Origin of the sequence: Actinomadura sp. 1N219 (assembly GCF_044326405.1) — a bacterium.
Taxonomy (GTDB): Bacteria; Actinomycetota; Actinomycetes; order Streptosporangiales; family Streptosporangiaceae; genus Spirillospora.
On the sequence record NZ_JBIRAY010000007.1, the window covers coordinates 271,978 to 297,204 of the forward strand.

At 75.5% G+C, this 25,227-nt stretch carries 12 protein-coding genes; 1 reads left to right on the forward strand and 11 read right to left on the reverse strand.

The genetic code is table 11. From position 1 onward, the window contains the following. Position 1 precedes the first annotated feature (1 nt). Positions 2 to 3,511 (forward strand): hypothetical protein, encoded by a 3,510-nt coding sequence (locus ACH35V_RS23100; RefSeq protein WP_395975036.1) that lies wholly within the window; start codon positions 2 to 4, stop codon positions 3,509 to 3,511. Positions 3,512 to 3,534: 23 nt separating this feature from the next. On the opposite strand, the gene ACH35V_RS23105 is transcribed toward ACH35V_RS23100, so the two are convergent. The 11 genes from ACH35V_RS23105 to ACH35V_RS23155 all read right to left on the reverse strand — a co-directional run bounded on the left by ACH35V_RS23105 (position 3,535) and on the right by ACH35V_RS23155 (position 25,203). After that, on the reverse strand, positions 3,535 to 4,224 hold the full coding sequence (locus tag ACH35V_RS23105) for a peptidylprolyl isomerase (RefSeq protein WP_395975037.1): 690 nt from the start codon (positions 4,222 to 4,224) through the stop codon (positions 3,535 to 3,537). Positions 4,225 to 4,301: 77 nt separating this feature from the next. Next, positions 4,302 to 8,723, reverse strand: coding sequence for a CHAT domain-containing protein (locus ACH35V_RS23110; RefSeq protein WP_395975038.1), 4,422 nt, complete (start codon positions 8,721 to 8,723; stop codon positions 4,302 to 4,304). Continuing rightward, on the reverse strand, positions 8,707 to 9,375 hold the full coding sequence (locus tag ACH35V_RS23115) for an RES family NAD+ phosphorylase (RefSeq protein ID WP_395975039.1): 669 nt from the start codon (positions 9,373 to 9,375) through the stop codon (positions 8,707 to 8,709). Before ACH35V_RS23115 ends, ACH35V_RS23110 begins: the two co-directional genes overlap by 17 nt. Before the next feature lies 1 nt (position 9,376). Continuing rightward, complete coding sequence (locus ACH35V_RS23120; protein WP_395975040.1) at positions 9,377 to 10,057, reverse strand: hypothetical protein; 681 nt, start codon at positions 10,055 to 10,057, stop codon at positions 9,377 to 9,379. A gap of 26 nt (positions 10,058 to 10,083) precedes the next feature. Next, entirely contained in the window at positions 10,084 to 11,730 is a 1,647-nt protein-coding gene (locus ACH35V_RS23125) for an Hsp70 family protein (protein ID WP_395975041.1), read from the reverse strand. A 10-nt stretch (positions 11,731 to 11,740) separates the two neighbouring features. After that, positions 11,741 to 15,784 carry a CHAT domain-containing protein gene (locus tag ACH35V_RS23130; RefSeq protein ID WP_395975042.1) on the reverse strand — a complete coding sequence of 1,348 codons (4,044 nt, stop codon included), beginning with the start codon at positions 15,782 to 15,784 and terminating at the stop codon, positions 11,741 to 11,743. Then, positions 15,781 to 16,980 carry a VWA domain-containing protein gene (locus ACH35V_RS23135; protein ID WP_395975043.1) on the reverse strand — a complete coding sequence of 400 codons (1,200 nt, stop codon included), beginning with the start codon at positions 16,978 to 16,980 and terminating at the stop codon, positions 15,781 to 15,783. Before ACH35V_RS23135 ends, ACH35V_RS23130 begins: the two co-directional genes overlap by 4 nt. A 156-nt stretch (positions 16,981 to 17,136) precedes the next feature. Beyond that, positions 17,137 to 18,807, reverse strand: a complete 1,671-nt coding sequence (locus ACH35V_RS23140; protein ID WP_395975044.1) for a hypothetical protein — start codon at positions 18,805 to 18,807, stop codon at positions 17,137 to 17,139. 12 nt (positions 18,808 to 18,819) lie between these two features. After that, positions 18,820 to 21,246, reverse strand: coding sequence for a GTPase-associated protein 1-related protein (locus ACH35V_RS23145; protein ID WP_395975045.1), 2,427 nt, complete (start codon positions 21,244 to 21,246; stop codon positions 18,820 to 18,822). Between the two features lies 1 nt (position 21,247). Continuing rightward, positions 21,248 to 22,474 (reverse strand): hypothetical protein, encoded by a 1,227-nt coding sequence (locus ACH35V_RS23150; protein ID WP_395975046.1) that lies wholly within the window; start codon positions 22,472 to 22,474, stop codon positions 21,248 to 21,250. Next, on the reverse strand, positions 22,471 to 25,203 hold the full coding sequence (locus ACH35V_RS23155; RefSeq protein WP_395975047.1) for a hypothetical protein: 2,733 nt from the start codon (positions 25,201 to 25,203) through the stop codon (positions 22,471 to 22,473). Before ACH35V_RS23155 ends, ACH35V_RS23150 begins: the two co-directional genes overlap by 4 nt. Positions 25,204 to 25,227 lie beyond the last annotated feature (24 nt).

The following is a 25,227-nucleotide window of genomic DNA, read 5'->3' on the forward strand; positions in this document are numbered from 1 at the left end:
CGTGCCCCGTCCCGAGCGAGAACTCGACCCGCGGGCCGACCCGCTGCACGGCTTCGCGCACGGGCTGCGGGAGCTGCGGCGGCAGGCCGGGGAGCCCGGCTACCGGGAGCTGGCCGACCGGACCCGCTTCTCGGCGTCGGCCCTGGCCGCGGCGGCGCGCGGGGAACGGCTGCCGAGCCTCCAGGTCACACTCGCCTACGTCGACGCCTGCGGCGGCGACCGCGACGAGTGGAAGCGCCGGTGGGAGGACCTGCGGCGCCGCCTCACGGAGGGGACGGCCGACGCCCCCGGCGCGGAGCCTCCCTATCTCGGGCTCTCCCGCTACGAGGCCGGTGACGCGGGACGGTTCTTCGGACGCGACGCGCTGGTGGACGAGATCGTCGCCAGGACGCGAAAGGACCGCTTCGTCGCGGTCTTCGGCCCGTCGGGAAGCGGCAAGTCCTCGCTGCTGCGCGCGGGCGTCGTCCCCGCCCTTGGCCTGGACGCCACGGTCGTCACGCCCGGCGCGCAGGGCATGCCGCCCGAGGCCGGGGTGCTGGTGGTCGACCAGTTCGAGGAGGTGTTCACGCTCCGCCCGGACGCCGCCGGCCGCCGCGCCTTCCTCGACGCGCTGCTCGCCCGCCGGGGACGGACGATCATCGCCGTCCGGGCCGACTTCTACGGGCGCTGCGCCGAGCATCCGGGGCTGGTCGCCGCGCTGCGCGGCACGGGCGTGCTGGTCGGCTCGATGCGCGGGGAGGAGCTGCGCGAGGCGATCGTGAAACCGGCCGCCGCCGAGGGCCTGGTGCTGGAACCGGCGCTGGTGGCGCGGGTGATCCAGGACGCGGGCACCGAGCCGGGAGCCCTGCCGCTGGTGTCCCATGCGCTGCTGGAGACCTGGCGGAGGCGGCGCGGCAAGGCGCTGACCCTGGCCGGATACGAGGCGGCGGGCGGCGTCCACGGCGCGATCGCCGACACGGCCGAGGAGATCTACCAGCGGCTGTCCGAGCCCGACCGGCGGGCGGTGCGGCGGCTGATGACGCGGCTGGTCGTCGTCGGCGACACGGGGCCCGAGCTGGGCGTCCGGCGTCCCGTGTGCCGTTCCGAGCTGGACGGCGCGCCGCACTCCGCCGCCCTGGTCGAGCGGCTGGCGGACGCCCGCCTGGTCACCCTGCACGGGGACGAGGTCGAGATCGCGCACGAGGCGCTGATCCGCACCTGGCCCCGGCTGCGCGAATGGCTCGCCAAGGATCGCGAAGGGCTGCGCCTGCACGCCCGGCTGGCGGCGGCCGCCGCGGAATGGGACGCCATCGGACGCGACGAGGAGACCCTCTACCAGGGCCCGCGCCTGACCATGGCCGCCGAGTGGGCCGAGGCGCACGACGAAGATCTCGGCGACCTGGAGCGCGACTTCCTGGACGCCTCGTCCGCCGCGCACCGCAGGCGCACGGCCGCGGCGGAGCGGCGGACGCGCGTCCTTCAGGGCCTGGTGTCGGCGCTGTCGGTCCTCCTGCTGGTCGCGGTCGCGTCCGGGGCGCTGGCGGTGAGCGAGCGGGCGGAGGCCGACGAGCAGCGGCGGCTGGCCCGGTCGCGGCAGCTCGCCGCGGAGGCGATCGCGCGGCTGCCGACCGACGTGCGCGGGGCCGCCCGCAGCGCCGCCGAGGCGTACCGGACCGCCCCGACCCTGGACGCCCGCAGCGCCGTGCTGAGCATCGCGGCGCGCAGGCCCTACCAGACGAGGTTGGACGGGCACGCGGGCATGGTGAAGGCGGTCGCGATCCGCCCGGACGGCGCGGAGCTGGCCACCGGCGGGCAGGACGGCGCCGTGATCCTCTGGGACGGCCGCACGCACGCCGAGAAGGGCAGGCTCCAGCCGGACGGCGGCGTCGTCCGGGCCCTGGAGTACAGCCCGGACGGCAGCCTGCTCGGCGCGGCCGACCTGGGCGGCGGCGTCACGCTGTGGCGGACCTCCGACAGGACGCGGGCCGTCCACATGCAGACCGAGGGCATCCTCGACGGGCTCGCGTTCAGCCCGGACGGGCGCCTGGTCGCCGCGTCCGGGGCGGCGGGGAAGACCGTGGTCTGGGACGCGTCCACCGGACGGAAGCTCGACGAGCTCGACGGGTACGGCGGCGCGATGACCGAGGTCGCGTTCGCGCCGGACGCGCGCACGCTGGCCATCGCGGACGACGGCGGCCGCGTCGCCCTCTGGACCCCGCGCACCGGCCGGGCCGGGTCGGGGAGCGGCGCGGTCGAGACGCTGGACGTGAGCGACGCGCCGCTGTTCGCCGTGGCGTTCAGCCCGGACGGCCGCCGCCTGGCCGCCGCGGGCGAGGACCGCGAGGTCCATCTCTGGGACCTGGAAGACCGCCGCCCGCTGAAGCCCGAGCGGCGGATGTCGCATGACGGCCCCGTCCGGGCGCTGGCCTTCACCGACGGCGGCCGGACGCTGATCTCCGCCGGGTACGACCAGGTCGCCAAGCTGTGGGACACGGCCTCGCTGGCCGCCGTCACCGAGCTCACCGGCCACACCAGCGGGCTGTACGACGTCGCCGCCGCCCCGGACGGCGCGACGATCGCCACCGCCGCCGGGGACCAGAGCGCCCTGATCTGGGACCGGCGGACGATGCCGTACACCGGCCACACCGGGTGGGTGAACGCCGTCTCCCTCGTCGAGGACGGGCGGGCCGCCGTGTCGGCGGACCAGGAGGGCGCCGTCCGCTGGTGGGACACCCGCGACCACCGCGCGGCCGGCCCGCCCGCTTCCGGCGGCGAGGCCGGGACCGGGGCCATGGACACCGCCTCCGGCGGGCGGACGGTCGCGACCGGCGGCAACGACGGGACGATCCGGATCTGGCAGGACCGGCGCCAGGTCGCCACCCTGGCGGGGCACGCCGCGGGCGTCCGCAGCGTCGCGTTCGCGCCGGACGGCCGGACGCTGGCCGCCGCGGACCAGAGCGGCGCGGTCATCTGGTGGGACCTGGCCGCGCGCCGCCCGGTCGCCACCCTCAAACGCGGCCGCCCTCTGGTCGGCGACGTCGCGTTCAGCCCCGACGGGCGGACGCTCGTCACCGGCGGCGACGACCGCGCCGTGACGTTCTGGGACCTCGCCGCGCGGCGCCCGGTCGCGCGGCTGTCCGGGCACGCGGGCGACGTCGAGGAGATCGACTTCAGCCCGGACGGGCGGCTGGTGGCGTCCGGCGGCGGCGACGGCCGGGTGCTGCTGTGGGATGTGCGCACACGCCGCCGGGTCGGCGTCCTCGCCGGGCACGCGGCGGAGATCCGGGCGATCGAGTTCGGCCCGTCGTCCGGCCGCCTGGCCACCGCGAGCCTCGACCGCTCGGTCGTCGTGTGGGACGTCCCCCGGCGCACGCGATGGGCCACGCTGACCGGCCACACCGACCTCGTCCTCGGCCTGTCGTTCGGCCGGGACGGACGCACCCTGCTCTCGTCCAGCGGCGACCACACGATCACCGCCTGGGACCTCACCCCGGAGCGGGCGGCCGCTTCCCTGACCGCCCTGACCCGTTGACCCGCTGAGCCGCGTTCCCCGGGTCAGCCGCGGATGAAGACGCGGTGGATCTCGACGGGCTTGGCGGGCTCGCCGTCCTCGGGGCCGTTCGGGCCGGGGATGATCCCGCCCTTCACGATCCGGTCGAGGACCGGGAGGCCCCAGGTGACCTTGCCCAGGACCGTGTACGCGGGCGGGATGTTCGCCCGTGAGTGGACGAAGAAGAACTGGCTGCCGTTGGTGTCCGGACCCCAGTTGCCCATGGCGACCGTCCCGCGCGGGTAGGTCTCCTTGCCGGTGAGCTCGTCGTCGAACTTGTAGCCGGGGCCGCCCTCTTCCGCCCGGTAGATGTCACCGCACTGCAGGACGCCGAGCCGCGCCGAGTTGGTCAGCCGCCAGCACCGCGTGTCGTTGTAGAACTTCTGCCGGGACAGGCTCACGAAGCTGTGCACGGTGCACGGGGCGTTCCCCCGGTCCATCCTGATGGCGACGACGCCGAAGTTGGTGACCACGACGACGTCGACCTTGCCGTGCGCGCGGGCCTTGGAGCGGGGCGGGCGCACCGGCTTGGCGGGCGGGTTGTCGGGCGTCGGGGTGTACACGCACCGGACCGTGTTCCCGCCGCCTGCGGGAGGAGCGGGCGGGGCCGCGGGCGACGCCTGGGCGGCGCCCGCCGGGAGGAGTGCGGCGGCCAGGGCGGCGGCCAGCGTGAGGACGGTCCGGCGCGGTTTCATAACGCCCCAACGTAGTGATCATCGAGGTGCCGGGATAGTGGCAAATCACGACGAACGACAGCGGTGGCCGCAGGAGGTCACCGGCCCTGGCAGGTGAACGCGGCCCAGGCCGCGGGGGCGGCCAGATCCGCCAGGGCCGTCTCGTCGGCGAGCTTCGGGTCGGCGTCCGCGGGGAGGCGCCGCGCGGGGTCGAGCATCCAGAGCTGCGCGGCGCGCAGGGCCCGCGCCGGGTCGTCGTAGCCGGAGTTCAGGTAGTGGTGGAACATCGCCATGAGCAGGGCCGTGGGGACGTCGTCGACCGGCCAGCGGGCGCCGACCGCGCCGGACGCCCCGGCGGCGAGGAACGCCGCCGCCAGCGTCAGCGCCTCGTCGTGGTCGGTGGCCGTCAGGTCGCTGCCGCAGGCCGCGAGGACGACCAGCCCGCCGGGCGAGCCGGGCGGGCGGGCCCGCGCGCGTTCGAGGACCTCGCTCATGCTCAGCTCCTCGCCCCGCAGCAGCGCGAGGGCGGCGTCGACCGGACGCGGAGCGGGGTGCGCGTGGCAGCCGAGATGCAGCAGCGACGCCCCGCCGGAACCGCGCCGGGGCAGGAGCCCGCTCACCCTGTCCTTGGTCGCGGCGTCCTTGGTCGCGTCCGGGGACCTCGGGCCGCCGCGCCTGCGCGCGCCGAGCAGGACGCCGTGCGCGTAGTGCCGCCGGTGGATCTCCTCGATCTCCTTCGACGCCCAGTACAGCGCGCTGCCCCCGACCCGGACGAGGGCGGGCGCGTCGCGGGGCGGGAGGCGGCCGCGGGCGCACGCGTCCGCGAACTGCCGGGCCGAGCCCGCGTAGGAGATGACCGCGTCCTGGCACGCGTACCGCCACCGCCCGTCGGCCACCCGCCGCCGCGCCGCATGCCACGGCACCTGCCCGAGCCCGCCGACCGGCACGAGGACGGCCCGCGCCGGACGCCCGCCGGGCACGGCGGCCAGGACCTCCTCCATCGCCGCCTCCCACGCCCAGTCGCACAGGTCGCCGAGCGCGTGCGTCCAGCGGCGGCGGACGCGCTTCTCGTCCGCCGGGCCGGCCTGGACGAGGTCGCGCTGCGCGGTCGCGAAGGCGTCCACCCTGCTGTTCGGACCGGCGATCAGGCGGGGCAGGGGGATCTCCCGGACGGCTCCGGACACGTCCACGACGACGGCCGTGCCGGGCCCGTGCCGGTCGCGCGCCAGCAGGTACACCAGCGCCTCCGCCCCGGCGACCCGCAGCGCGTCCGCGATCTCCGGGACGGACGGCGGCGCGAGCAGGCTCCGCTCCACCTCGGTGCCCTCGATCGCGGCGAGCACGCGATGCCGCAGATCGCTCGGCTCCCTCGATTCGGGCAGCCGCGCCAGGACCTCGGCCACGTCCGGCGTCCCACCGGCGCCCGGCCGGAGATTCCACGGCGCCGGGTCGGTGGCCGTGTGCGGCGCGTCCTCCCACTCCTCGGCGAGGTCGGTGAGGCCCGCTCGGCGGAGCATCTCCGGCACGCTGGAGTCGGTGGTGGCGGCGTGCAGGACCGTCGCGCGGCCACGCTCCAGTGCCTCGACGGCCGCATCGGCAAGCCCCTCGCCGAGAGCCCAGCGGGCCACTTCCACGGCCTCCGCCGCGACGGAGAAGGCCATCTCGAAGGCGCGCTCGGGGCTGGCCTGGAGCAGGACGGCGGTCGCACGCTCCCCCAGTGCCTCAAGCCCCAGCCGGACAGCGCGGCGCCTGTCCTTCAGCGACCGATCGTCGCGCTGGTGGTAGGCGCGGGCCAGGTTGCTGAGGGTCTCGACGGGGGCGAACGCGAGCGCGACGCCGGTCATCGCTCCGCGCGCCGCCTCCAGCCGGTCGATGCCGTTGCTGAGATCGGCCCGCTCCCCGGTCAGCTCGTGCCGGAGGATCAGGCCCATCCCGAGCATGCTGAGCACGCCCGCGAACGCCGGTTCCCAGCGGCGGCCCGGCGGCAGCGCCTGGACGAGCCCGTACGCGTCGCTCATCACCGAGAGGCCCTCGTCGAGCGTCCGCAGGTCTCGCGCGGAGTACCCCGCGCCCACCTTGAGGTTTCCGGCCAGCGCGAGCTGGAGCGGGTAGCCCGTGTTGTCGGTGTCGGCCCCCTTCAGCGAGGCGGTCAGCATCTCGGCCACCGCCGCCGTCTCTCCCGTGTCGCCGCCCGGCCGCGGCGCGCTCAGCACCCCGCCGGGCCCGACGCGGGCGCGGAAGAAGCGCGCGAACGCCAGGTGCTCCTCAACGTCGGCGCGTCCGGACAGGGCCTCCAGACGCTCGATCGCCTGGTCGAGCACGGCCCGGGTCACCTGCCTCGGGTTCCTGAACACGGGTGAGACCGCGAGGTGGCGCTCGCTCATCAGCACCTCTTCGCTGGACGTGTCGCCGCTCTCCCGCCCGGCCCGCACGACGAGTTCGGCGTAGTGGTCGGCGGCGTCCAGGAACTCCAGGCCGCCCTCGGCGTCGTGGCGCTGGGAGTACAGCGACGACAGCGCGTTCAGGATGGTGATCCGGAGCCAATGCCCCTCGGGGACGAGGGCGGCGGCGTGCTTGAGCCGTTCGGCGACCCCGTCCAGCCGCCGCGTGTCCCCGCCGAGGTAGGCCTCGACCTGGTCCACGCGCGCGAGGAGGTAGTGGTTGACCGCCTCGTTCTCCGGGCCGGCCGCCGGGCGGTCGACGGCCTCGTGGAGGAGCCGGCGCACCCGCTCGAACCGTTCCGGAGAGTGGTCGAACTTCGCATGACCCATCAGCACGCGGCCGAGGTGCGTCAGCGTCTGGGCGCGGGACGGGTGGCCGTCCGGCATCTGCCGCAACACGCGCTCCAGCAGCACCACCACGGCGTCGCGCCGCTCGGCCGATCCCGGCTCGTCGGCCCAGGAGCCGCCGAGCGACTCCCCGAGCATGCCGAGCAGCGCCGGACGGAACCTGTGCGCGGGATCGAGTTCCTCGGCGGCCCGCGCGAGGGTCTCGACCACCTGCTCCTCGTCGTCGGGCCGTCCGGACCGGTCGGCCCGGTACGAGATCCACTGGGCGAGCAGTCCCAGGCGCATGCCGCGATCGGGGTCGTCCTGCCTGGACTCCCGGAAGGCGGCCTCACCGTCCCGGACGGCCCGTTCGACGTCCTCCTCCGTCGGCCCGTCGGGGCGCAGGTAGAGCATCGCGTACGCCCTCAGCTCCAGGACCTCTTCCGGGGGCACGGCGCCGCGCTCGGGGGAGATCATGTCCAGGTTGGCGAGCGCGCGCTCGGCCTCCTCGGGACGCGGCCCGGATTCCGGCGCGGAACCGAACTCGGCCATTCTCCGGTGGACGTCGTAGTCGTACGCGCCGAGACCCTGCAGCAATCCGGACGGCACGGGTTCGACGACGAGGACGCGGGCGAGGTTGAATCTGCAGACGTCCGCGTCGCCGGCGCCGATGCCGGGAGAGGCCGCCAGCGCCTCCAGTTCGGCGAGCGCCGCCTCGCGGTCGCCGGCGTCGCCGCCGAGGGCCAGGAACCTCATGGCCAGCGTCATCCCGAGCTGGGACCAGGCCCAGGCGCGGAACGGATGCTCGGGGTGCAGCGCGTCCCGCGCGCAGGTCAGCAGCCGGATCGTCTCATCTGCGCGTTCCCGGGTCGCTTCCGGGGCGGCTCCGTCCCTCTCGATGTCGGCTCCGACCCAGGACGAGAGCGCCAGGCCCAGCACCGCCGTCAGCTCGTCGGAGGACGGGGCCGGGATCGGCGGGAGCGCCAGCGCCCGCCGCAGGCAGGCGACCGCGTCCGCCAGCTCGGAGCGGGGATCCGCCGGGCCCAGCGCGGCGCGCCGCAGCCGGCCCCAGCCGAGCAGGTAGAGGACGAAGGCCCGGTCGGGCTCGGCGTCGTCCGGCAGGACCGCGAGGGCGCGGTCCGCGTACCCGATCGCGGCCGTGTAACCGGCGGCGTCCATCGTCTCGTCGGCCTTGTCGATGAGCAGCTCGGCGAGCCGCTGGACGTTCACCAGCATGTCGCGTCTCTTGGTGAGGAACAGCGCGTCGAGCGCCGTGCGGTACCAGCGGATCGCCTCGTCGCGGTCGGCTTCGGCGTCGAGGATCTCGTAGCGGTCCGCGAGCGCGTCGGCGAGGTCGGCCGCCGCGAACGGGTCCGGTTCCGGGTCCTCGGTGGCCGAGACCAGCAGGTCGATGGCCGCGTGGAGATCGTCTTCGTGGCGCCGGAGCAGCCGGAAGCGGGTGTGGAGCATGTCGCCGCAGGACGCGGCGATCGTCCGCCGGTCCTCCCCGGAGGCGTTCGCCAGCGCGTCGCGCGTGGTCTCGATCGCGTCGTCCAGGTCGTCCAGCGCCTTCGTGACGTCGTCGTCGCCGGCGGCGGCGTCCAGGGCCCGCCAGAACCGGAGGAAGAGCGCGTCACCGAGGGCCTCCAGGTCGGACGCCTCGCGCAGCAGCTCGATCGCCTCGTCCAGGACGCCGGCGTCGCCGTCGAGGGCCTGGAGGTAGAGCCGCCGGCCGTCAGGGGCGCCGGTCATGGCGGGGCCTGGTGACGCGGGCGCGGTAGGCGGCGAGCTGCTCGTTGATCCAGGCGGCTCCTTCGAGATCGTCCAGGTCCTGTCCGGAGGCGGGGTCGGCGACGAGGCAGCCGTCCGGGCAGCGGTCGCGGAACAGGACGAGCGCGGGCCTGCTCCCCTCGCGCTTCGACGGCCAGATCAGCCCCTGCGCCGCCGGGACCTGCTCGCGGATCCAGCTCGCCCAGCGCCGGGTGGCGTGGTACTCGCCGGACTCGGCCTGGACGAGCCAGGTGTCCTGCGCGACGGCCGCGAGCGCCTCGCCCGAGCACAGGTCGACCAGGTTCAGCGCGTCGGTCGTCTCGACGACGCTGGCGCGGCGGCCGTGGACGCGGGCGCGGCGGATGGTCCGGAAGCCCTTGTCGTTGAACGGGATGTCCCGCAGCAGCGTCTCGGCCAGCGCGGTCCCGGCCTCAAGGCCCGCGTAGTACGCCTCGTACGGGGCACGGTCGGTGCCGTCGAAGCGGCCGCCGCCGAAGTTGTCGTCGGACGGCTTCGGCTTCACCGAGGTCGGGTCGTGCCTGCGGTCGTGCACCCGCCACAGCCGCTCGCCGGCCTTCAGCAGGTGCATGTGGGGGGCCGGGCGGAAGAGCCGCGGGGGTTCGGCGTTCGGCATCTCACGCTCCCCCGGTCTCGGCGCGGGCCGCGGCGATCAGCTCGTCGTCGGGGAGGCTGCCGATGAGGCGGGCGGGGGCGTCGCCGAGCCTGCCGTTGCCGCCCAGCCACCAGTCGGCCGCGCCGAACGGGTCGTCGGACGCCGCCAGGATCCGGTTGATCTCCAGGACGATCCGCAGCGGGCTGCCGTCGGCCGCGAACTGGAACGCGGGCCAGCGGCCGTCGCCGCCGCCGGCACGGTCGAGGCGGATCAGGTCGGGGTCGCCGGGGTCGAGGCCGCGGGCGCGCAGCTGGTCGGCGTCGAGTGCGGGCGCGTCGAGCAGCCACGACTCGGCCTCCTGCTCGACCTCCGTGGAGGTCGGGCCCGGAGGGCGGCCGAGACGGACCTGCAGCGGGCCGGTCAGGCCGAACCAGGCGGACAGCTCCACGGCCCGGCGCGCGGCGTCGGGCGCGAACCGCTCCTCCCGCGCGCGCAGCGCCACGAGGAACGGATGGTCGCGGGGCAGGCGGGCGCGGAGCAGGTCGGCGATGTCCTCGGCGAGTTCCTCCGACGCCACCCGGTCGCCCTCCCGGGTGAACGCGTCGACGAGCGCCTGCACCTCGTCGAACTCGCCGGGCGACAGCCGCTCGCGGACGTCGTCCCACTGCTCGGCCAGCGCCGTCAGCGCGTGGCGTAGTCCCATCGTTCTCCTTCCGGGCCTTCAGGCGGTCACGAGGTGGTGTCGTGGCGGGCCACGGCGGCTTTGGCGTCGTCCACGGCGGCCCTGTCCATGCCGCCGATCTGCAGGTCGAAGCGGACCTCCCGGCCCGACCGCGGCTCCACGGCGTGCACCGAGAGCCGCCCCGTCTCGCTCATGTGGAAGGTGATCTCGATCGGCGTCCGGCGCGGCAGCCGGGGCGGGAGGCCGCGCAGCATGCCGCGCCCGATCATCGTGTTGTCGGCGAGCTCCTCGGTGCCGTCCGGCCGCGTCTGCTCCCACACCTCCACCTCCAGCATCGGCTGGTTGTCGAGGACCGTCCCGAACACGACCGGGCCGGAGTCGGCGGGCAGCGGGGTGTCGGCGGGCAGCAGGTGGACGACGAAGAACCGGGCCCGCATCGGGTCGGTGGCCGCGAGCGGGTCGTGCTCGTCGATGACCTTCACCCCGAAGCCGCGCGGCACCACCGTCGTCACGTTCCGGGACCGCATCGACTCGGCCTGCTCGGCGCTGATGCCGAGCCGGTCGGCGACCCGCTCGTTCCGGTCGGCGCGGCCGTCCTTGCCTTCGTCTTCCCGCTGGACCTGCTTGATCAGGGCGAACAGCGCGGCGCCCTGCGCGACGGCGAGGTCGGGCTCGTGCCGCCTGGGCGTGCCGTCCGCGGGGCCGTCCTTGGCCAGCAGGGCCTCCAGCCGGGACGCGACCGCCGGCGTCCGCGTCATGCCGCCGACCAGGATCACCTCGTCGAAGCCGTCCACGCCCTGGCGGCGCGCGCGGTCGATCGTGTCCTCGGTGATCTTCAGGGTGCGCTGCAGCAGGTCGGCGGTCAGCTCCTCCAGCCGCTCCCTGGTCAGCTCCACCTGCACGGTCGAGCCCGCGAAGCGCAGGTTCCGGCGCCGGGACCGCGCGCTGCTCAGCTCCTTCTTGAGCTGCTCCGCCATGATCCACAGCTCCTGCATGAACTGCTCGTCGGCGGTGGGGTCCAGGCGGGGGTGCCGCGCGGTGAACTCCTCCAGCAGGAACGCCCGGATCCTGGCGTCCCAGTCGGCGCCGCCGAGGTCCCGGTCGCCGCCGGTGCAGACCACCTTGACGTCGTCGCCGTCCACGCGGATCACCGTCGTGTCGAACGTGCCGCCGCCGAGGTCGTAGACGAGCAGGTGGCGCGGGCTTCCGGCGGGGTGCCCGTGCTGGTGCGAGAGGGCCGCGGCGACCGGTTCGGCGAGGACGTCCAGGACGTCCAGCCCGGCGATCTCGCCCGCCCGCCGGGTCGCCTCCCGCTCCGCGACCCCGAAGTACGCGGGCACCGTGATCACCACGTCCCGGACGGGGCGGCCGAGCCGCCGCTCCGCCGCGGCGGCCAGCTCCTTGAGGACCAGCGCGGAGATCGTCTCCGGGGTGTAGCGGGTGCCGTGGAAGTGGAAGTCGACGTCCTTGCGGCCCATCCGGCGCTTCACGTGCCGGACGGCCAGCTCCGGAGCGAGCAGCGCGGCGTTGGCGGCGGCGCTGCCGACCACCACCGAGTCGCGCCGCTCGAAGTAGACGACGGACGGCGTGGTGTTCTCGCCGATGGAGTTCCGGACGACCGCCGGCCTCCCCGACTCGTCGATGTACGCGAGACAGGAGTTGGTCGTCCCGAGGTCGATGCCGAACGCGGTCATGCGGGCCCCCTCATCGGCCTTGGTAGGTGAACGCCGCCCAGGACTCCGGCTCGTCCAGCGGAGCCGCGTCCAGCAGGTCGGCCAGCTCGGCGGACAGGTCCGCCGGGACGCGCCGCCGCGGGTTCAGCATCCACAGCTGGGCCGCGCGGAGCGCGACGGCCGGGTCGCCGTAGCCGGCGTTCAGGTAGTGGTGGAACAGGGTCATGAACAGGGCGGTCGGGAGGTCGTCCACGGGCCAGCGGGCGCCGACCACGCCCACCGCCCCGGCCGCGAGGAACGCCGTCGACAGCGTCAGCGCCTCGTCGTGGTCGCGGCTCGTCAGGTCGCTGCCGCAGGCGGCCAGCACGACCAGCCCGCCGGGCACGCCGGACGGCCGCACCCGCGCGCGGCGCAGGATGTCGGTCATGCCGAGGGCCTCGCCGCCCGCCAGCATCAGATGCGAGTCCACGGGACGCGGCGCCGGATGCGCATGGCAGCCGAGGTGCAGCAGCGACGCGCCTCCCGACTCCGGGCCGGGCAGCAGCCGCCGCACATTGCCGGCCGTCGCGCCCGGCGAGCGGGCCTCGCCCGGACGGCCCGGACGGCGGCGGCCGCCGAGCAGTTCCCCGTCCGGGTAGTGCCGCCGGTGGATCTGCTCGATCTCCTTCAAGGCCCAGTACAGCGGCGGGCTGCTCCCGCCGACCCTGACCAGCGCCGCCGCGCTCGGCCACGGCCGGTGGCCGTGCCGCCGGGCCTCGATGAACTGGCGCGCGGACGCCGCGTAGGAGACGACCGCGTCCTGGCAGGCGTAGCGGCGGACGCCGTCGCCGACCGTCCGGCGGGCGGCGTGCCAGGGGACGGCGCCGAGCTCCCCGACCGGGACCAGCACCACCCGCGCCCGGTTCCCCCCGTTCCCGGGGGCGCCTGCGACGGCGTCCAGGACGGGCTCCATCACCGCCGTCCACGCCCAGTCGCACAGGTCGCCGAGCGCGAACCGCCAGCGCCGGTGGACGCGCGCGGCCTCGTCCGTCCCCGGTTCGGCCCGCTCCCGGTCGTGCTGCGCCCGGACGAACGCCTCCACGCGGCTGCGCGGCCCGGTCGTCAGCCGGGGCAGCCGGACCGGCCGCACCTCTCCGGCGTCGTCCACGACGAGGGCGAGACCGCCGCGTCCGTCCTCGCGGGGGACGAGGTAGGCCAGCGCCGCCGCGCCGGACTCCCGCAGCGCCGCGCCGATCTCCGCGGGGACGGCGGGGCTGAACAGCCGCCGCTCGATGTCGCTGCCCTCGATCGCCTCCATCACGCGTTCGCGCAGGTCGCTGGGCACGCGCAGCTCCGCGAGCCCCGACTGGAAGTCGGGCATGCCGCCCGGCCCGCCTGGGAGGTCCCACGGCGCCGGGCCGTTCTCCCCTGTCGCCTCCTCCCACTCGGCGGCGAGATCGTCGTGGCCGCCGTCGCGCAGGAGCGCGGGAAGGTTCGCGTCGGTGGTCGCCGTGTGCAGGACCATCGCGCGTCCCCATTCCAGAGCCTCGACGGCAAGGCCGGTGTGCCCGTCCGCGGTGCACTGGTAGGCCACGGCCGCGCCCTCCCCGGCGGCGGCGAGCGCGGCGGTGAAGGCGCGTTCGGTGCTGCTCTGCAGCATCACGCTCCACGCCCTCGCCCGGAGCGCGGCGAGACCGCTCTCGCCCGCCCGCCGCCGGTCGTCCAGGGCCGCGTCGCCGCGCAGGTGGTACGCGGTGGACAGGACGGCGAGGCTCAGCGCCGTCACGCTGCCGAGCGCACCCGTCTCGCCCGCCCGGACGCCCGCCTCCAACCGGTCGATGGCATTGTTCAGGTCGGCGCGGTCGAGGCCGATCTCGTAGCGCAGCAGGAACGCCCACCCGAACACGCCGAGCAGCCACGACCGCAGCGGCCACACCGGGTCGGCGGCCCCGTACGCCTCCGCCATCAGCGCCAGGCCCTCGTCGAGCCGGACGAGATTCCGGGTCAGGTAGCCGTTGTGCACCTTGCGGAACCCGAGGACGCCCAGCTCGGTGGGGAACAGCGGATGGTCCGCGCCGAGCGCACGGGCGGTCTCGACCTCGATCTCCTCGACGTCGTCCGGGACCTCCGCGCCTGGCATCAAGCGGGCGTGCGGTGCCGCAGTGGCCGTTTCGAGCTGCCGCTGGACGAATTCGAGCGTCCGCGTGCTGCTCTCGATCAGGGCCCGGGACGGGTGGCCCTCGGGCAGCCGCTCGGCGAGGGTCCGATGCGCGCGGGCCGTCCGGTCCAGGAGCTCGGCGTCCGGCGGGCCCGTGGCCCTGGCCATCGGGGAGGCCGCCCGGAACCACTCCATGAGGGCGTGCATGTCCTCGCGCGCCCGGTCGCCGTCGGGTCTCGGCTCGTCGTCGGGTGCGAACGTCTCGGATGTCAGGCGGGCGTAGTGGTCCGCGGCGTCCAGGTGCTCAAGGCCGCCCGCCTGGAGGTGCCGGTGCATCAGGATGGACGCCAGGAACCCCGGGATCATCTGCTGGAGCGGGTGCTCGCGCGGGAGGAGCCGGGCGACCCGCTGGAGCCTCTCGACCGCGTCGCTCAGCGGCTGGAGCCCGTGGCCGGTCATGCTGCGGAGCCGGTCGACGACGACGAGCAGGAAGTTGTTGAGGGCGTCGTTGTCGGTGTCGGCGGCGGGCCGTCCGGCCGCATCCAGGAGGATGGCGCGCACCCTCTCCAGCCGTTCCGGGGAGTGCCGGTGCTCGACGCCCCGGGTCAGGGTCGCGCCCAGCCGGCCCAGGGTCGCGGCACGGTCGGGATGGTCGTCGGGAAGCTCCGTGAGGACGTTCTCCAGCAGCTCCAGCGCCGCCTCGCGCTCCTCGGGCGTCGCGGAGCGGGCGCCGCCGCCGGAGGGCCCGTCGGAACGCAGGTCGAGGAGCTGGCCGAGCACGCCCCGCAGCACCTGCTGGAACGGGTGCCCGTCGCCGAACGCCTCGCCGATGCGGGTGATGGCGTCGGCGAGCGCGCCGACGTCCTCGATCCCGTCCCGCCGCACCGTCCGGACGGTCTCCATGAGCTCGCGCAGGGCGCCCAGCTCGTCGCCTTCGGGGTCGGTTTCGGCTGCTCCCAGGCCGGCGAGGACCTCGGTGAGGCCCTCCTCGGTGATGTCCCCGCCGTCGACCGCCAGCACCGTCACCGCCCGCAGGCCCGAGGCCGTCGCGGCGGCTTCCGGAGCCGTCCCGGTGACGCGGTCCAGGTGGTCGCGCGCCGCCCGCGCGGTCTCCGCGTCGGCGAGGTTCCCGCCGGCGAGCATCCGCGCGAAGGTGCGCAGCGTCGGTCTCCGGTCCCGCAGCCCGGCGGGCACCCTGCCGAAGAGGTGCAGGAAGGCGAGGTAGAGGTGGCAGACGTCGGCGATCGCGTCGTCGCATTCGGGCAGGCCGAGGATCGCCTGCAGGTCGGCCCGCGCCTCGTCGCGGTCCGCGTCGCCGCCCCCGAAGTAGGTGAAGCGGCACGCCCGCGTCACCGCCCGCCAGTACCGGACGACGGGACGGTACGGGTCGTCGGCCGCCATCTCGCGCCACCCGGCGTCGAGGGTCTCCAGCGCGGTGGTGACCTGCTCGGCGAGCGCGCTCCAGTGGCCGGGAGTCTCGTCGCCGAAGAGGTCGAGACCGTCGACGGCGCGCTGCGCGATCGTGGCGAGCACGACGCCGTATCTGGCGTTCGCCCAGCCGAGGTCCGGGTGCGGCGGGGGTCGCAGGTCGATCGAGCGGCGGAACGCGGCGGCGGCCTCGGCGAGGTGCTCGTCCGCGTCGTCGGGCGCGTACTGCGCCCGCAGCAAGTGCGCCACACCGAGGTTCTGGTGCGTCAGGGAGAGGTCGGACGCGCCGATCGCACGGCCGAGATCGCCCAAGGCGTGGCGCGTGTACTCGATCGCGGCGTCGAGGTCCTCGACGCTCCGCGCCTGCTCGCCCCGCTGGACCAGGAACTCGGCCAGCGCCAGCCGGATCCACGCGGGCTTCACGTCCGGGGGGAACGGCGCGTCCAGGGCCGCGCGCAGCCGGGCGATCTGCTCGTCGAGTTCGGCGCGCTCGGTTTCGCCGGCGGTCATCGGTGCTCCAGCCGCTGGCCGGTCATGGCCGCGAAGACCGCGCCGTAGATCAGGCCGAGCTGGTCGGCGTCCGCGAAGTGGTGCACGGCGGCGTGGCGCAGCGGGTCGCGGTCGCGCAGGTACACCGGGCCCTCGGGCGCGGGCACCACCAGGTGGACGGAGTCATACGCGGCCTTGCGGAGCAGGGTGCCCAGCCTGCGCGGGTCGTCCCCGAGCGCGACGTCCGTGATCACCATCAGCGCGCGCGCCCCGTACTTCACCGGACCGCGCGGACGCAGCTCCATCAGCAGCTGGACGGCGGGCGACAGCTGCGTGCCCCCGCCCACGTCCCGGCTCGGCCGGTCGGTCACGCGCCGCAGCTTGCGGACGTCCACCGGGGAGACCAGGATCGCCGCACGGTCGGCGAACGCCACCGAGGTCAGCAGGTCCCCGGCGGCCATCTCGCGGCGCGCGAACCCGGCCAGCGCGTGCAGCGCCGACTTGCGCAGCCGCGCGTAGCGGATCATGGAGCCGGACAGGTCGACCGCGACCTCCAGGCTCACCGGGCCGCGTGCCGTGCGCTCGCCGGCGATGCGGGCGGCGTCCAGGTTCGGCGGCGGCAGCGCCCGGACCGGACGCGCCTCGGTAGCCGGGGGGCTCGGCGCCGCACGGTCCGGTTCCGCCGGACGGTCCGGTTCCGCCGGACGGGTGAGGGCGGCGGCGCGGCGGCGGTGGTGGTGGTCGGCGGCGCCGGGGCCCAGCTCGCGCGTGATCGCCGCGTCGTCGGCGAGGCCGTAGCCGATCTCGCGGAACCGCCATTCGCCGCGCCGCCGGTAGCACTCGCCGAGCAGGTGCACCGGGTCAGGGGTCGCCTCCCCCGCCGCGGCGCCGGACAGGACGGCCAGGTCCGCGCCGTGATCGTCGCGGACGGTGCAGCGCACCCCGCCGACCCGGGCCACCGCGCCGGACGCGGCCTCGACGGCGACGACGATCCGGACGGTCCCGTCCGGCGCCGCGGACGGGTCGATCATGAGCCCGCGATCGTCGGCGACCAGCGCGAGCCCGCCGCCGGACGCGTCCTGGTACACCGCGAGCAGCGAGGCGCCGCCTGCTTCGTCCGTCTCGCCCGGGCCGTGCAGCTGGAAGGTGACGAGGGACGTCCGCGCCAGCGACACGTCCTGCACCTTCCGCAGGGGGCCCGTCCGGGGTCGCGTCATCGTCGCTCCTCACACCGTCGCCAGGGACACCAGGAACGACAGGACGACGAACACGACGTAGACGGCGGTGACGCAGAGCACCACCACGAAGACGGCGAGCCGCCACGGGCGGTACGGGTCCGGCGGCATGATCTCTCCCTTCGGCGGGTCGGCGGGTCAGGTGGAGTGGTGCACTCGCAGCCCCTCGCTGAGCAGGAGCCAGCCGGTGAGGTCGAGGACGCCGTCGTCGATCTCGTCGCCGTCCAGCCAGGACGACGTCCGGAAGAACCTGACCTCGGCGAACGACCGGCGCATCGCGCGGACCATGCCGTCGAGCCCGGCGTCGTCCTCCAGCCAGCGGCCGATGTCGTCGCTCTCCTCGCCGACGCCCGCGAGCGCCGCGCACTCGCGGACGAGGTCGTCCTTGGTGAGCGCGACCGCGAGGCGGGCCCGTCCCATCTGGACGCCGTGGCCCTCGATGTTCTGCACGATCTGGGCGAAGACGAAGTCTGGCGCGACGTCCGAGCGCAGCCCCCGGTTCTTGGCGCGCGCGCCCGCCTCCAGCGACTCCCAGACCGCGTCCACCGACAGCAGGTCGAGCGTGAACACGAACGTCCGCGCGGACTTGATGTACCGCAGCTCCCGCATCGACTCCGACTTGGCGACCAGCTCGCCGGGCGCGTCGAAGACGTGGAAGAGCCGGGCCGGGCCGGTCGGCGGGCGGATGTGCAGCGAGTAGGCGCGCAGCGGCGCGTCCTTGGCCTTGACGGTCTTCCAGGTGTGGACGCCCGCGCGCAGCTTGTTCGCGAGGTCCCGGTAGGCGGACTCCGACTGGTCGTCGGCGAACTCCGCCTCCGCGCCGTGCCCGCCCGTGCCGTCGAGAAGGCCCATGACCAGGGCCGTCATCAGCCTGGTCTTGCCGGTCGCGGTGGCGCCGAGCACCGGGATCACGATCTCCGGCACGGCCCCCGAGCCCTTGGACATCGGCTCCTTGCAGTGCGGGCAGTACGCCTGCATGCGGCCGTCGCCGGTGCCGGTGAGCAGGAGGGTCGGAAGGAGCGTCCCGCAGGCGCACCGGCGCTTGAGCACCCCGTACCGTCCTGGACGCACGTCGCGGTGGCGGCGGCCGCATCCCTGACCGGAGCACTCATAGGTCGGGTAGTGCACGCGCAGATGGCAGGACGGGCAGCCCGTGCGGATGCCCTTGATCCGCCGCATCCCGGTGTCGGTGACGCGCAGCACCTGGGCGGACGCGAGCAGAACCAGCACCAGCGCCGCCACCACCGCGAGCTGCAGCAGCCACAGCAACCCGACCGCGACGAACCCCATGATGACGCCGACGGCCATGCAGACCCGGAGCGCGATCCCGATCGGCATCAGCAGCCATTCGGGGTCCCGGTACTGGAAGGCGGTCCGGATCCTGGCCTCGTACTCCCTCGCCACCCCGATGGGAGCGGGTAGGGCGACCCGGACGGTGTGCCGCAGGTCGATCAGCGCGGGCCCGAACAGGTAGTGGGTGAACGCCGGCTCGGCACGTCCGGCCGGTTTGTCCGGCGGCGCGGGGATGGGCGCCGGGGCGGGCGTCTTGCCCAGGCCCATGACCGAGGCGAGCACCACGAGGTAGCGGTACATGCACAGCACCGCGAAGAACGACACGACCACCGTCACGACCGGGACGATGATGAACCAGCCCAGGCACGTCGCGGCAACGATGATCAGGCATCCGCAGCCCGTCGGGAGACCCGCCCCGGAACCGGACGGGTAGGGCGGCGGCGAGTAACCGCCGGTCGGTCCGCCCCCGTAGGCGGACCCACCGCCGTAGGCCGATCCTCCGCCATAGGTCGACATCGTCTGGGCCCCTCACTGTGACTGTCGTCCGGGCAGCCAGCGGCGGCGCCGGCAGTGCTTCTCCCGCCAGCGCTGGAAGTCCTGGACCGCGGTCATGCGGCCCGTCCGGCGGCGGACCTCGCGTTCCACCCCGCCGAGGTCGCGCTTGCGCCATTCCGGCAGGGCGCGCAGCAGCACCTCGTGGATGGAGCGGGCGACCGGCAGGGCCCCCAGCTCCGTCTCCGCGGTCCAGGCCGTCGCGAACGCCGCGCCGGCGGCGGGGACGGCGGTCGCGCGCTCCCCGCCGAGCGTCCGGCGCAGCCGCTCCAGGTAGGTGTCGACGACCTTGTCGTGCGCGCCGGCGAGGAGGCGGGCGAGCGCGTCGTGCCGCAGGTTCGGCAGCAGCACGCTCAACCGCAGGAGCAGGTAGTCCTCGGCGGGGGCCGCGGCGGGCGCCCCGGCGGGGGTGTTGTACGCCTCCACCAGGGCCTTTCCCGCCTCGTACCGTTCCTTCGCGTTCTTCCTGGAGTCGGTCGCGAGGAGCGGCTTCTCCGCCAGGTGGATCCAGGCCACCGCCTCGACGCGGTCGTGCAGCGCGGGCGGCAGCAGCCCGGCCAGCGGCAGGCCGTCGACCAGCTTGCACAGCGCGCCGTAGTTCTTCTGCCGGACGGGGTCGTCCATCGACCGGGGCGAAGCCAGCAGCGGTTTCACCCACGGGACGAGGACCGGGTCCGCGGCGGCTCCGTCCGGCAGGCCGGGCAGCAGGGCCAGCGCGTCGTCCGGCGTCCATCCGCCTGGCCAGAGCGCGGTGAGCAGGGCCTCGTCCAGGCGTCCGTCCGGGCCGCGGGCGGACAGCACCGCCAGCGCCGTGTCGACGGGCGGTTCCCCGTCCCTGCGCCCGCGGGCGACGAGGGCCGCCTCGTGCAGTGCGGGCAGCGCGGCCAGTTCCGCCTTGGGGACGGCCTTGTCCAGCCCGGCGTCGAACACCGCGTGCACCCGCGCCCGGTCGGCGGACGCGGCCTGGTCGAGGTGGAACAGCGTCCCCGCGCGCAGGTCGGGCCAGCGGCGGACGGCGGCGTGCAGGTCGTCCTGGTCGGAGAGGCGCAGCAGCCGCGGGCCGACCACCTCGGATCCGCAGGTGCGGAGCGTGTGCGGGTCGGGTTGCACGCCGTGCGCGTCCGCGAGGGCGAGCAGGCGCACCAGGGTCGCGGCGTCCGCGCCCGCCAGCCGCTGCGCGTAGCCGCGCCGGGCCTGCTCGCGCGCACGCGCCGACCGCAGCCGCACAGCGTGCGGGGCCGGGGCGCCGCGGTCGGACGCCTGCGCGAGATGACCCGTGACCAGGCGTCCCTCCGCCAGGGCGAGCAGCTCGTCGAGCCCTGCGGCCGCGGCGGCGTCGGCGAGCCCGGTCATGTGGTCCGGGGACGCGGCGTCGTGGCCGAGCGCGGCGGCGCCGACGCGGCCGACCGTGTCCCGGTCGAGCCGCCGCGCGTTGCTCCCCAGCCAGGCGCAGGCCGCGTCGAGGTCGTCCGGGCCGATGCCGGGCCCGCCGTCCAGCAGGGCCGCCGCCGCGATGATCGGGTGCCAGTCCGCGAGCCGCAGCTCGCCGCCCGCGGCCAGGGCGCGGGCGCGGCGCCAGAGCGGCTCGGCGGCGACCGTCCCGGTCCCGGCCAGCAGCTCGGGCAGCGGCCCGGCCGCCACCTCGGACGCCTCGCCCGTGGTGAAGTCGAACAGGAAGAAGCCCGCGAACGCCCGCTCGTCCGCGACGATCTCCGCCCCCGGCACGGTCCCGATCACGTGGTGCCTGCTGTAGGACGGCCGGAACTGGTAGGTGGCGAACGACACCTTCGCGACCATCGGCGGCGGCAGCAGGAAGGAGACCGCCGCGATCCAGCAGGCGACCTCGTCATCGTCGGCGGCGAGGATCACCACCGAGCGCTCCTCGTCCAGCGCGGCGCGCTCCACGGCGGCGAGCAGCGCGGGCAGCAGGCGGCGGCGCGGGGTGCCGTCCAGGAAACGGTCGACGGCGTCGCGGCGCAGGGGGCCGGTGGGCAGCGGGCCGGGAAGGCGCGGCAGGTCGGTGTCCGCGACCGCCTCCCGCGTCCACAGCGGCGCCTTCCACAGCTCGATGGGCAGCGGCCCCCGCCACATCCCCCCGCTCGCCGGGACGAGCGCGTGCGCGAAGTAGTTGCCGAACCGGCCGGAGTAGTCCGTGCCCGTGAACGCGACGTTCGCGACGATCGGCTCCGGGCCAGGCACGAAGCACAGGTTGACCGGGCAGCCCTCGATCTGCTCGGGCGTCGGCGAATGCCCCAGCGTGCCGGGCGGCTCGTAGGAGCTGACCGCCTCCACCTCGTGCATGACCTCCGGGGACACGCCAGGCGTCACCGCGTTGAACTGGTACCCGGCGTAGCCGGACAGGCCCGTCCGGCAGGACGTGTAATACAGCTGGTGGAAGTCCATGTCACCCCTTCGTGGACGGGAGGGCGTCGAACCTGCTGAGCAGCCACAGGAACGGGTCGGCGACCCGGTGCGGGTGGATGCCGCGCGGGTCGACCCGGTTGTCGGACGTGGGGTTGCCGCCCAGCGACGACAGGCCGAAGTAGCGGTAGTCCGCGAAGTTCTTGCGCATGACCTGGTCGATCTGCGTGCCGTCCCACTCGTGCAGCAGCGCCTGCACGTAGTCGTGCACGGCCAGGCTGTCGGCCTGGTCGAACACCGGCTGGTCGGCGGGCGCCTCGCCCAGCAGCGGGCTCCCCTCGGCGAAGCCGTGCCACAGCGTGTCGATCTTGGAGAAGGCGACCGCGACGGGCACGTCGATCCGCCGGTTGGGGCCGCGCCCGTGCGCCTCGTACAGGACGTCGGTCACGCGGGTCAGCACGTTGACGGGGTTGTCGGTCTTGGCGTCGGCCTGCGGCAGCCGGGTGCCGGGCTTGGCGCTCTCCCGCGCCCCGCGCATCTGCAGCGGGTCCAGGAGCAGGATGATGCCGTCCGCGCCGCGCAGGTACCGGACGTTGAGGTCGACGCTCTCCTTGGAGATCAGGTCCTCGCCCGCGGTGTCGAAGAACGAGGTGATCGTGTGCCGGTCGCGGGAGCGGAGCAGGCCGCGCCCGTCCAGGGTGACCTTGAAGACCAGGGGGCGGCGCAGCTCCGCCTGGCCCGGCCGCGTCGTGCCGGGCAGCACCTTCTGCCGGTAGAGCGTCTCCTCGTACCGCTTGGCGAACTCGCTGCGGGTGTGGTCGTCCGAGCCGACGACGGCGGCGTCGAAGCGGCGCCCGACCGAGTGCATCAGCTCGTGCAGCAAAACCGTCATGTAGACCGTCTTGCCGGCGCCCTTCGCCCCGATCAGCGCGATCAGCCGGCTGTCGATCTTGTCGAAGTGGACGGGCAGGAGGCTGTGGCAGTGCGGGCAGATCCGCTGCGTGGACGCGTCCTTGCAGCGCGGGCACCGGGCCGCCGACTGCCAGCCGCTGAGGGACGAGAGCCGTCCCCCGGTGAACACCGGCGGCAGCGCCTCGTTCATGCCGAAGCGGCGCGACAGCGCCCGGTCCCGCTCGGGCGGGCACTTCGCGCCCTCCGGTCCGAGCAGCCCGGTGCAGCGCCACATCATCTTCCGCGGCGTGAACGACTGGTAGCAGTACGGGCAGACCAAGGACTGCAGGGTCGGCAGGATCGACGGCAACGGCGTCACCAACTTCGGGGGTCGCGTCGGAGGGTCACCGCGCCGGTGCCGCCGGGCGTGCCGGTGGAGGGGGCGCCGGGTGCGGGAAAGCAGGCCAGCCGGAACCGGCGCGCGCCACCGGGGATCTCGAACCGGAGCGTCAGCGGGGCCTCGGGGTCCAGGTCGCGGGCGGGGATCTCGTGGATCACGTCGCCCTGCTCGGGGCGCAGGGGCAGGACGTCGCCCGCGCGGTGCACGACGACCAGCGGCGGCAGGCGGGTGCGCCGGTCCGCGGTCAGCTCCAGGACGGCCGCGCCCCGGCGCCGCCGCCGCGCCGCCCGGAACCGGTAGCGCACCTCCGCCTCCCGCGCCGGGACGCTGCCCAGCACCGGACGCGACCGCACCGCGCCGCCCTTGTCCTCGTCGCGCGCCAGCGTCCGGACGGCCACGAGCGCGGCGCCGGGACCGACGTCGAGGCGGCAGCCGTCGTCCTCGTACGCGCGGCGGCGGCATTCGGAGACGGACGCGGCCGTCCAGGCGTCGGGGTCGCCGAGCGCGGATCCGGCCAGGTCGGCGGGCGCCCAGACGACCTCCGCGTACCGGGCGCCGTCCGGCCAGATCCAGCTCAGCACGGCGGTGTCGCCCACCCGGCGGACGTCCAGTTCCCGCACCGGCTCGACCGTGACGAGCACCGCCGAGGGGCCCACCAACGCCTGGCCCGCGCCCAGCGTGACGGCGACGAAATGCGCGCTGGTGACGCCGTCGATGGCGGTGCGGAGCGTCACCCGCCCGCCGGGGCCGGGGACGGCCGCGCCCGGCACCTCGCGGCCGTACCGCTCGACGTCGGGGGCCGCGAGCAGCGTGCCCGGCGGCCAGGGCGGCGGGACGTCCGACGTCCGGATCATCACCCGGCCGCCGGACGGGGCCGTCCAGCTGATCGTGGCGGCCTGCCGCCCACCGGCGGCGGGCAGCTCGACCGACAGGTCGGGGACGGCGGACGGCGGGCTCTCCGGCAGCCCGGTCACGACGACGCCCTTGGACAGCGCGCGGGTCCCGTCGGAACGCTCGTAGGACGCCTGCACCCGGTAGCGGTAGGCGCGGCCCGGCCGGACGTCGGCGTCCACGAACCCGCTCCGGTCGACCCGGGCGAGGCGGCGGTCGGCTCCGCCGTCCACCAGCCGGGTCGCCACCGCGCCGGTCGCCCCCTCGGGGAGCCGCCATGACACGGCCACCTCCCCCGGCCCCGCCACGACGGACGGCTCCTCGATCTCGGGCAGCAGCGTCACCGGACGGCCCGTCGCGGGCGCCGACCAGATGCCTTCGGCGCGGCCCGCGAACACCGAGTAGTGCAGGTCCTGCGCGGCCGGAGGAGCGGGGTCGTGTAACTCGTTGGCGTCGGTCTCGCCGACCGGCGTCCCGGCCGCGGCCCCGCTCGCGGGCGCGCCCGCCGACCGGACGACCCGGTACCGCACCGGCCCGACCCGCGCCGGGCCCGGCGTCCAGGCGATCGTCACCCGGCCCCGCTCGGCCCCGACACGGACGTCACCGGGCGGAGGCGGGGGCAGCGCACGCAGCCGCTCCGCGATCGCGTCGTCGTCGGCCGCGATCCGGGCGGCCCGGTCCAGGAGTTCGGCGGCGGTCTCGGTGCGTCCGGCGGTCCGCTCCCGGGCGGCCTCGGCGAGCCATCCGGCGACCCGCCGCGCCGCGTCCTCCACCTCGGCGCGCAGCTCCGGCGGGGCGTCCGCGGGCAGGCCGGGGAGCAGCCGCTCGGCCTCGCGGAGCCGCCCGTCCCGCAGCGCCTCCTCGATCTGGCCCGCCACCCCGCCCGGACGGCCGCCGCGGGCCGCCATCGCCATCGCCAGCTCCTCGGCCTCCGCGCGCACGAGACCGAGATCGGCGGCCTGCCCCGCCAGGACCTTCGCCGCCAGCCCCGCCTCCGCGCCCGGCCGCAGGACCTCCATGACCTCCCAGAGCAGCAGGTCGTCGAGCCGCCCCGGTTCGCGCGCCGCCTCGGCCAGCGCCGCCAGGACGCCGTCGAGCGCCGCCTTGCCCTCGTCCCTGGCCCGCCCGGCGGACCGCTCGACGGCGGCGGCGACCATCTCCGCGGTCAGCGGCCCGGCGGGGCCCGCCGGGGAGGCGGTGACCAGCCGGAACCCGTCGCGGAGGCGGAACCCGCGGGCGACGGCGTCGGCGCCGACCACGGCCTCGGCCGACAGGCGTAACCGGAGCTGCCGCAGCCCGGCGCTCAGCGTCCGGTACGCGGGCGGCGCCGCGTCGGGCAGCTCCCAGGCGGTCTCCACCACCCGCACGCCGCGATCGGCCAGGATCTTGCGGACCCGGGCGTCGGAGCAGGCGCCGCCCGCGCCGTTCAGCAGGACGTCGAAGGCCGCGCGGTTGATGCCCGTGGTCGTCTCGGCGAGCGTGCCGGCCTGCCGGGTCAGCCATTGCGTGGCCTCGTCCACCCGGCGGCGCGTCTCCTCCGTCAGGCCGCCGCGGGTGAGCAGGCCGGCCCGGTCAAGGTCGGCGTGCTCGATCAGGAGGGCGTCGATGAGCTTGGCGTACGTCTTCTTCTGCTGCCGGAGCGTCCGCCAGTACGCGACGACCTCGGCCAGGCGCGCGGCCACCTGCCGGTCGTCCTGGTCCCGGTCGCGCGCCTTGCCCGGCATGGCGTAGCGGACGAGCAGATCGGCGGGCGGCGCGTTGCCCCGGGCGCGGGCCGCGTCGAGCACGTCCCGGCGGTACGCGTCCCTGTCGAGCACGGGGCCACCTTCTTCGTGATCGCC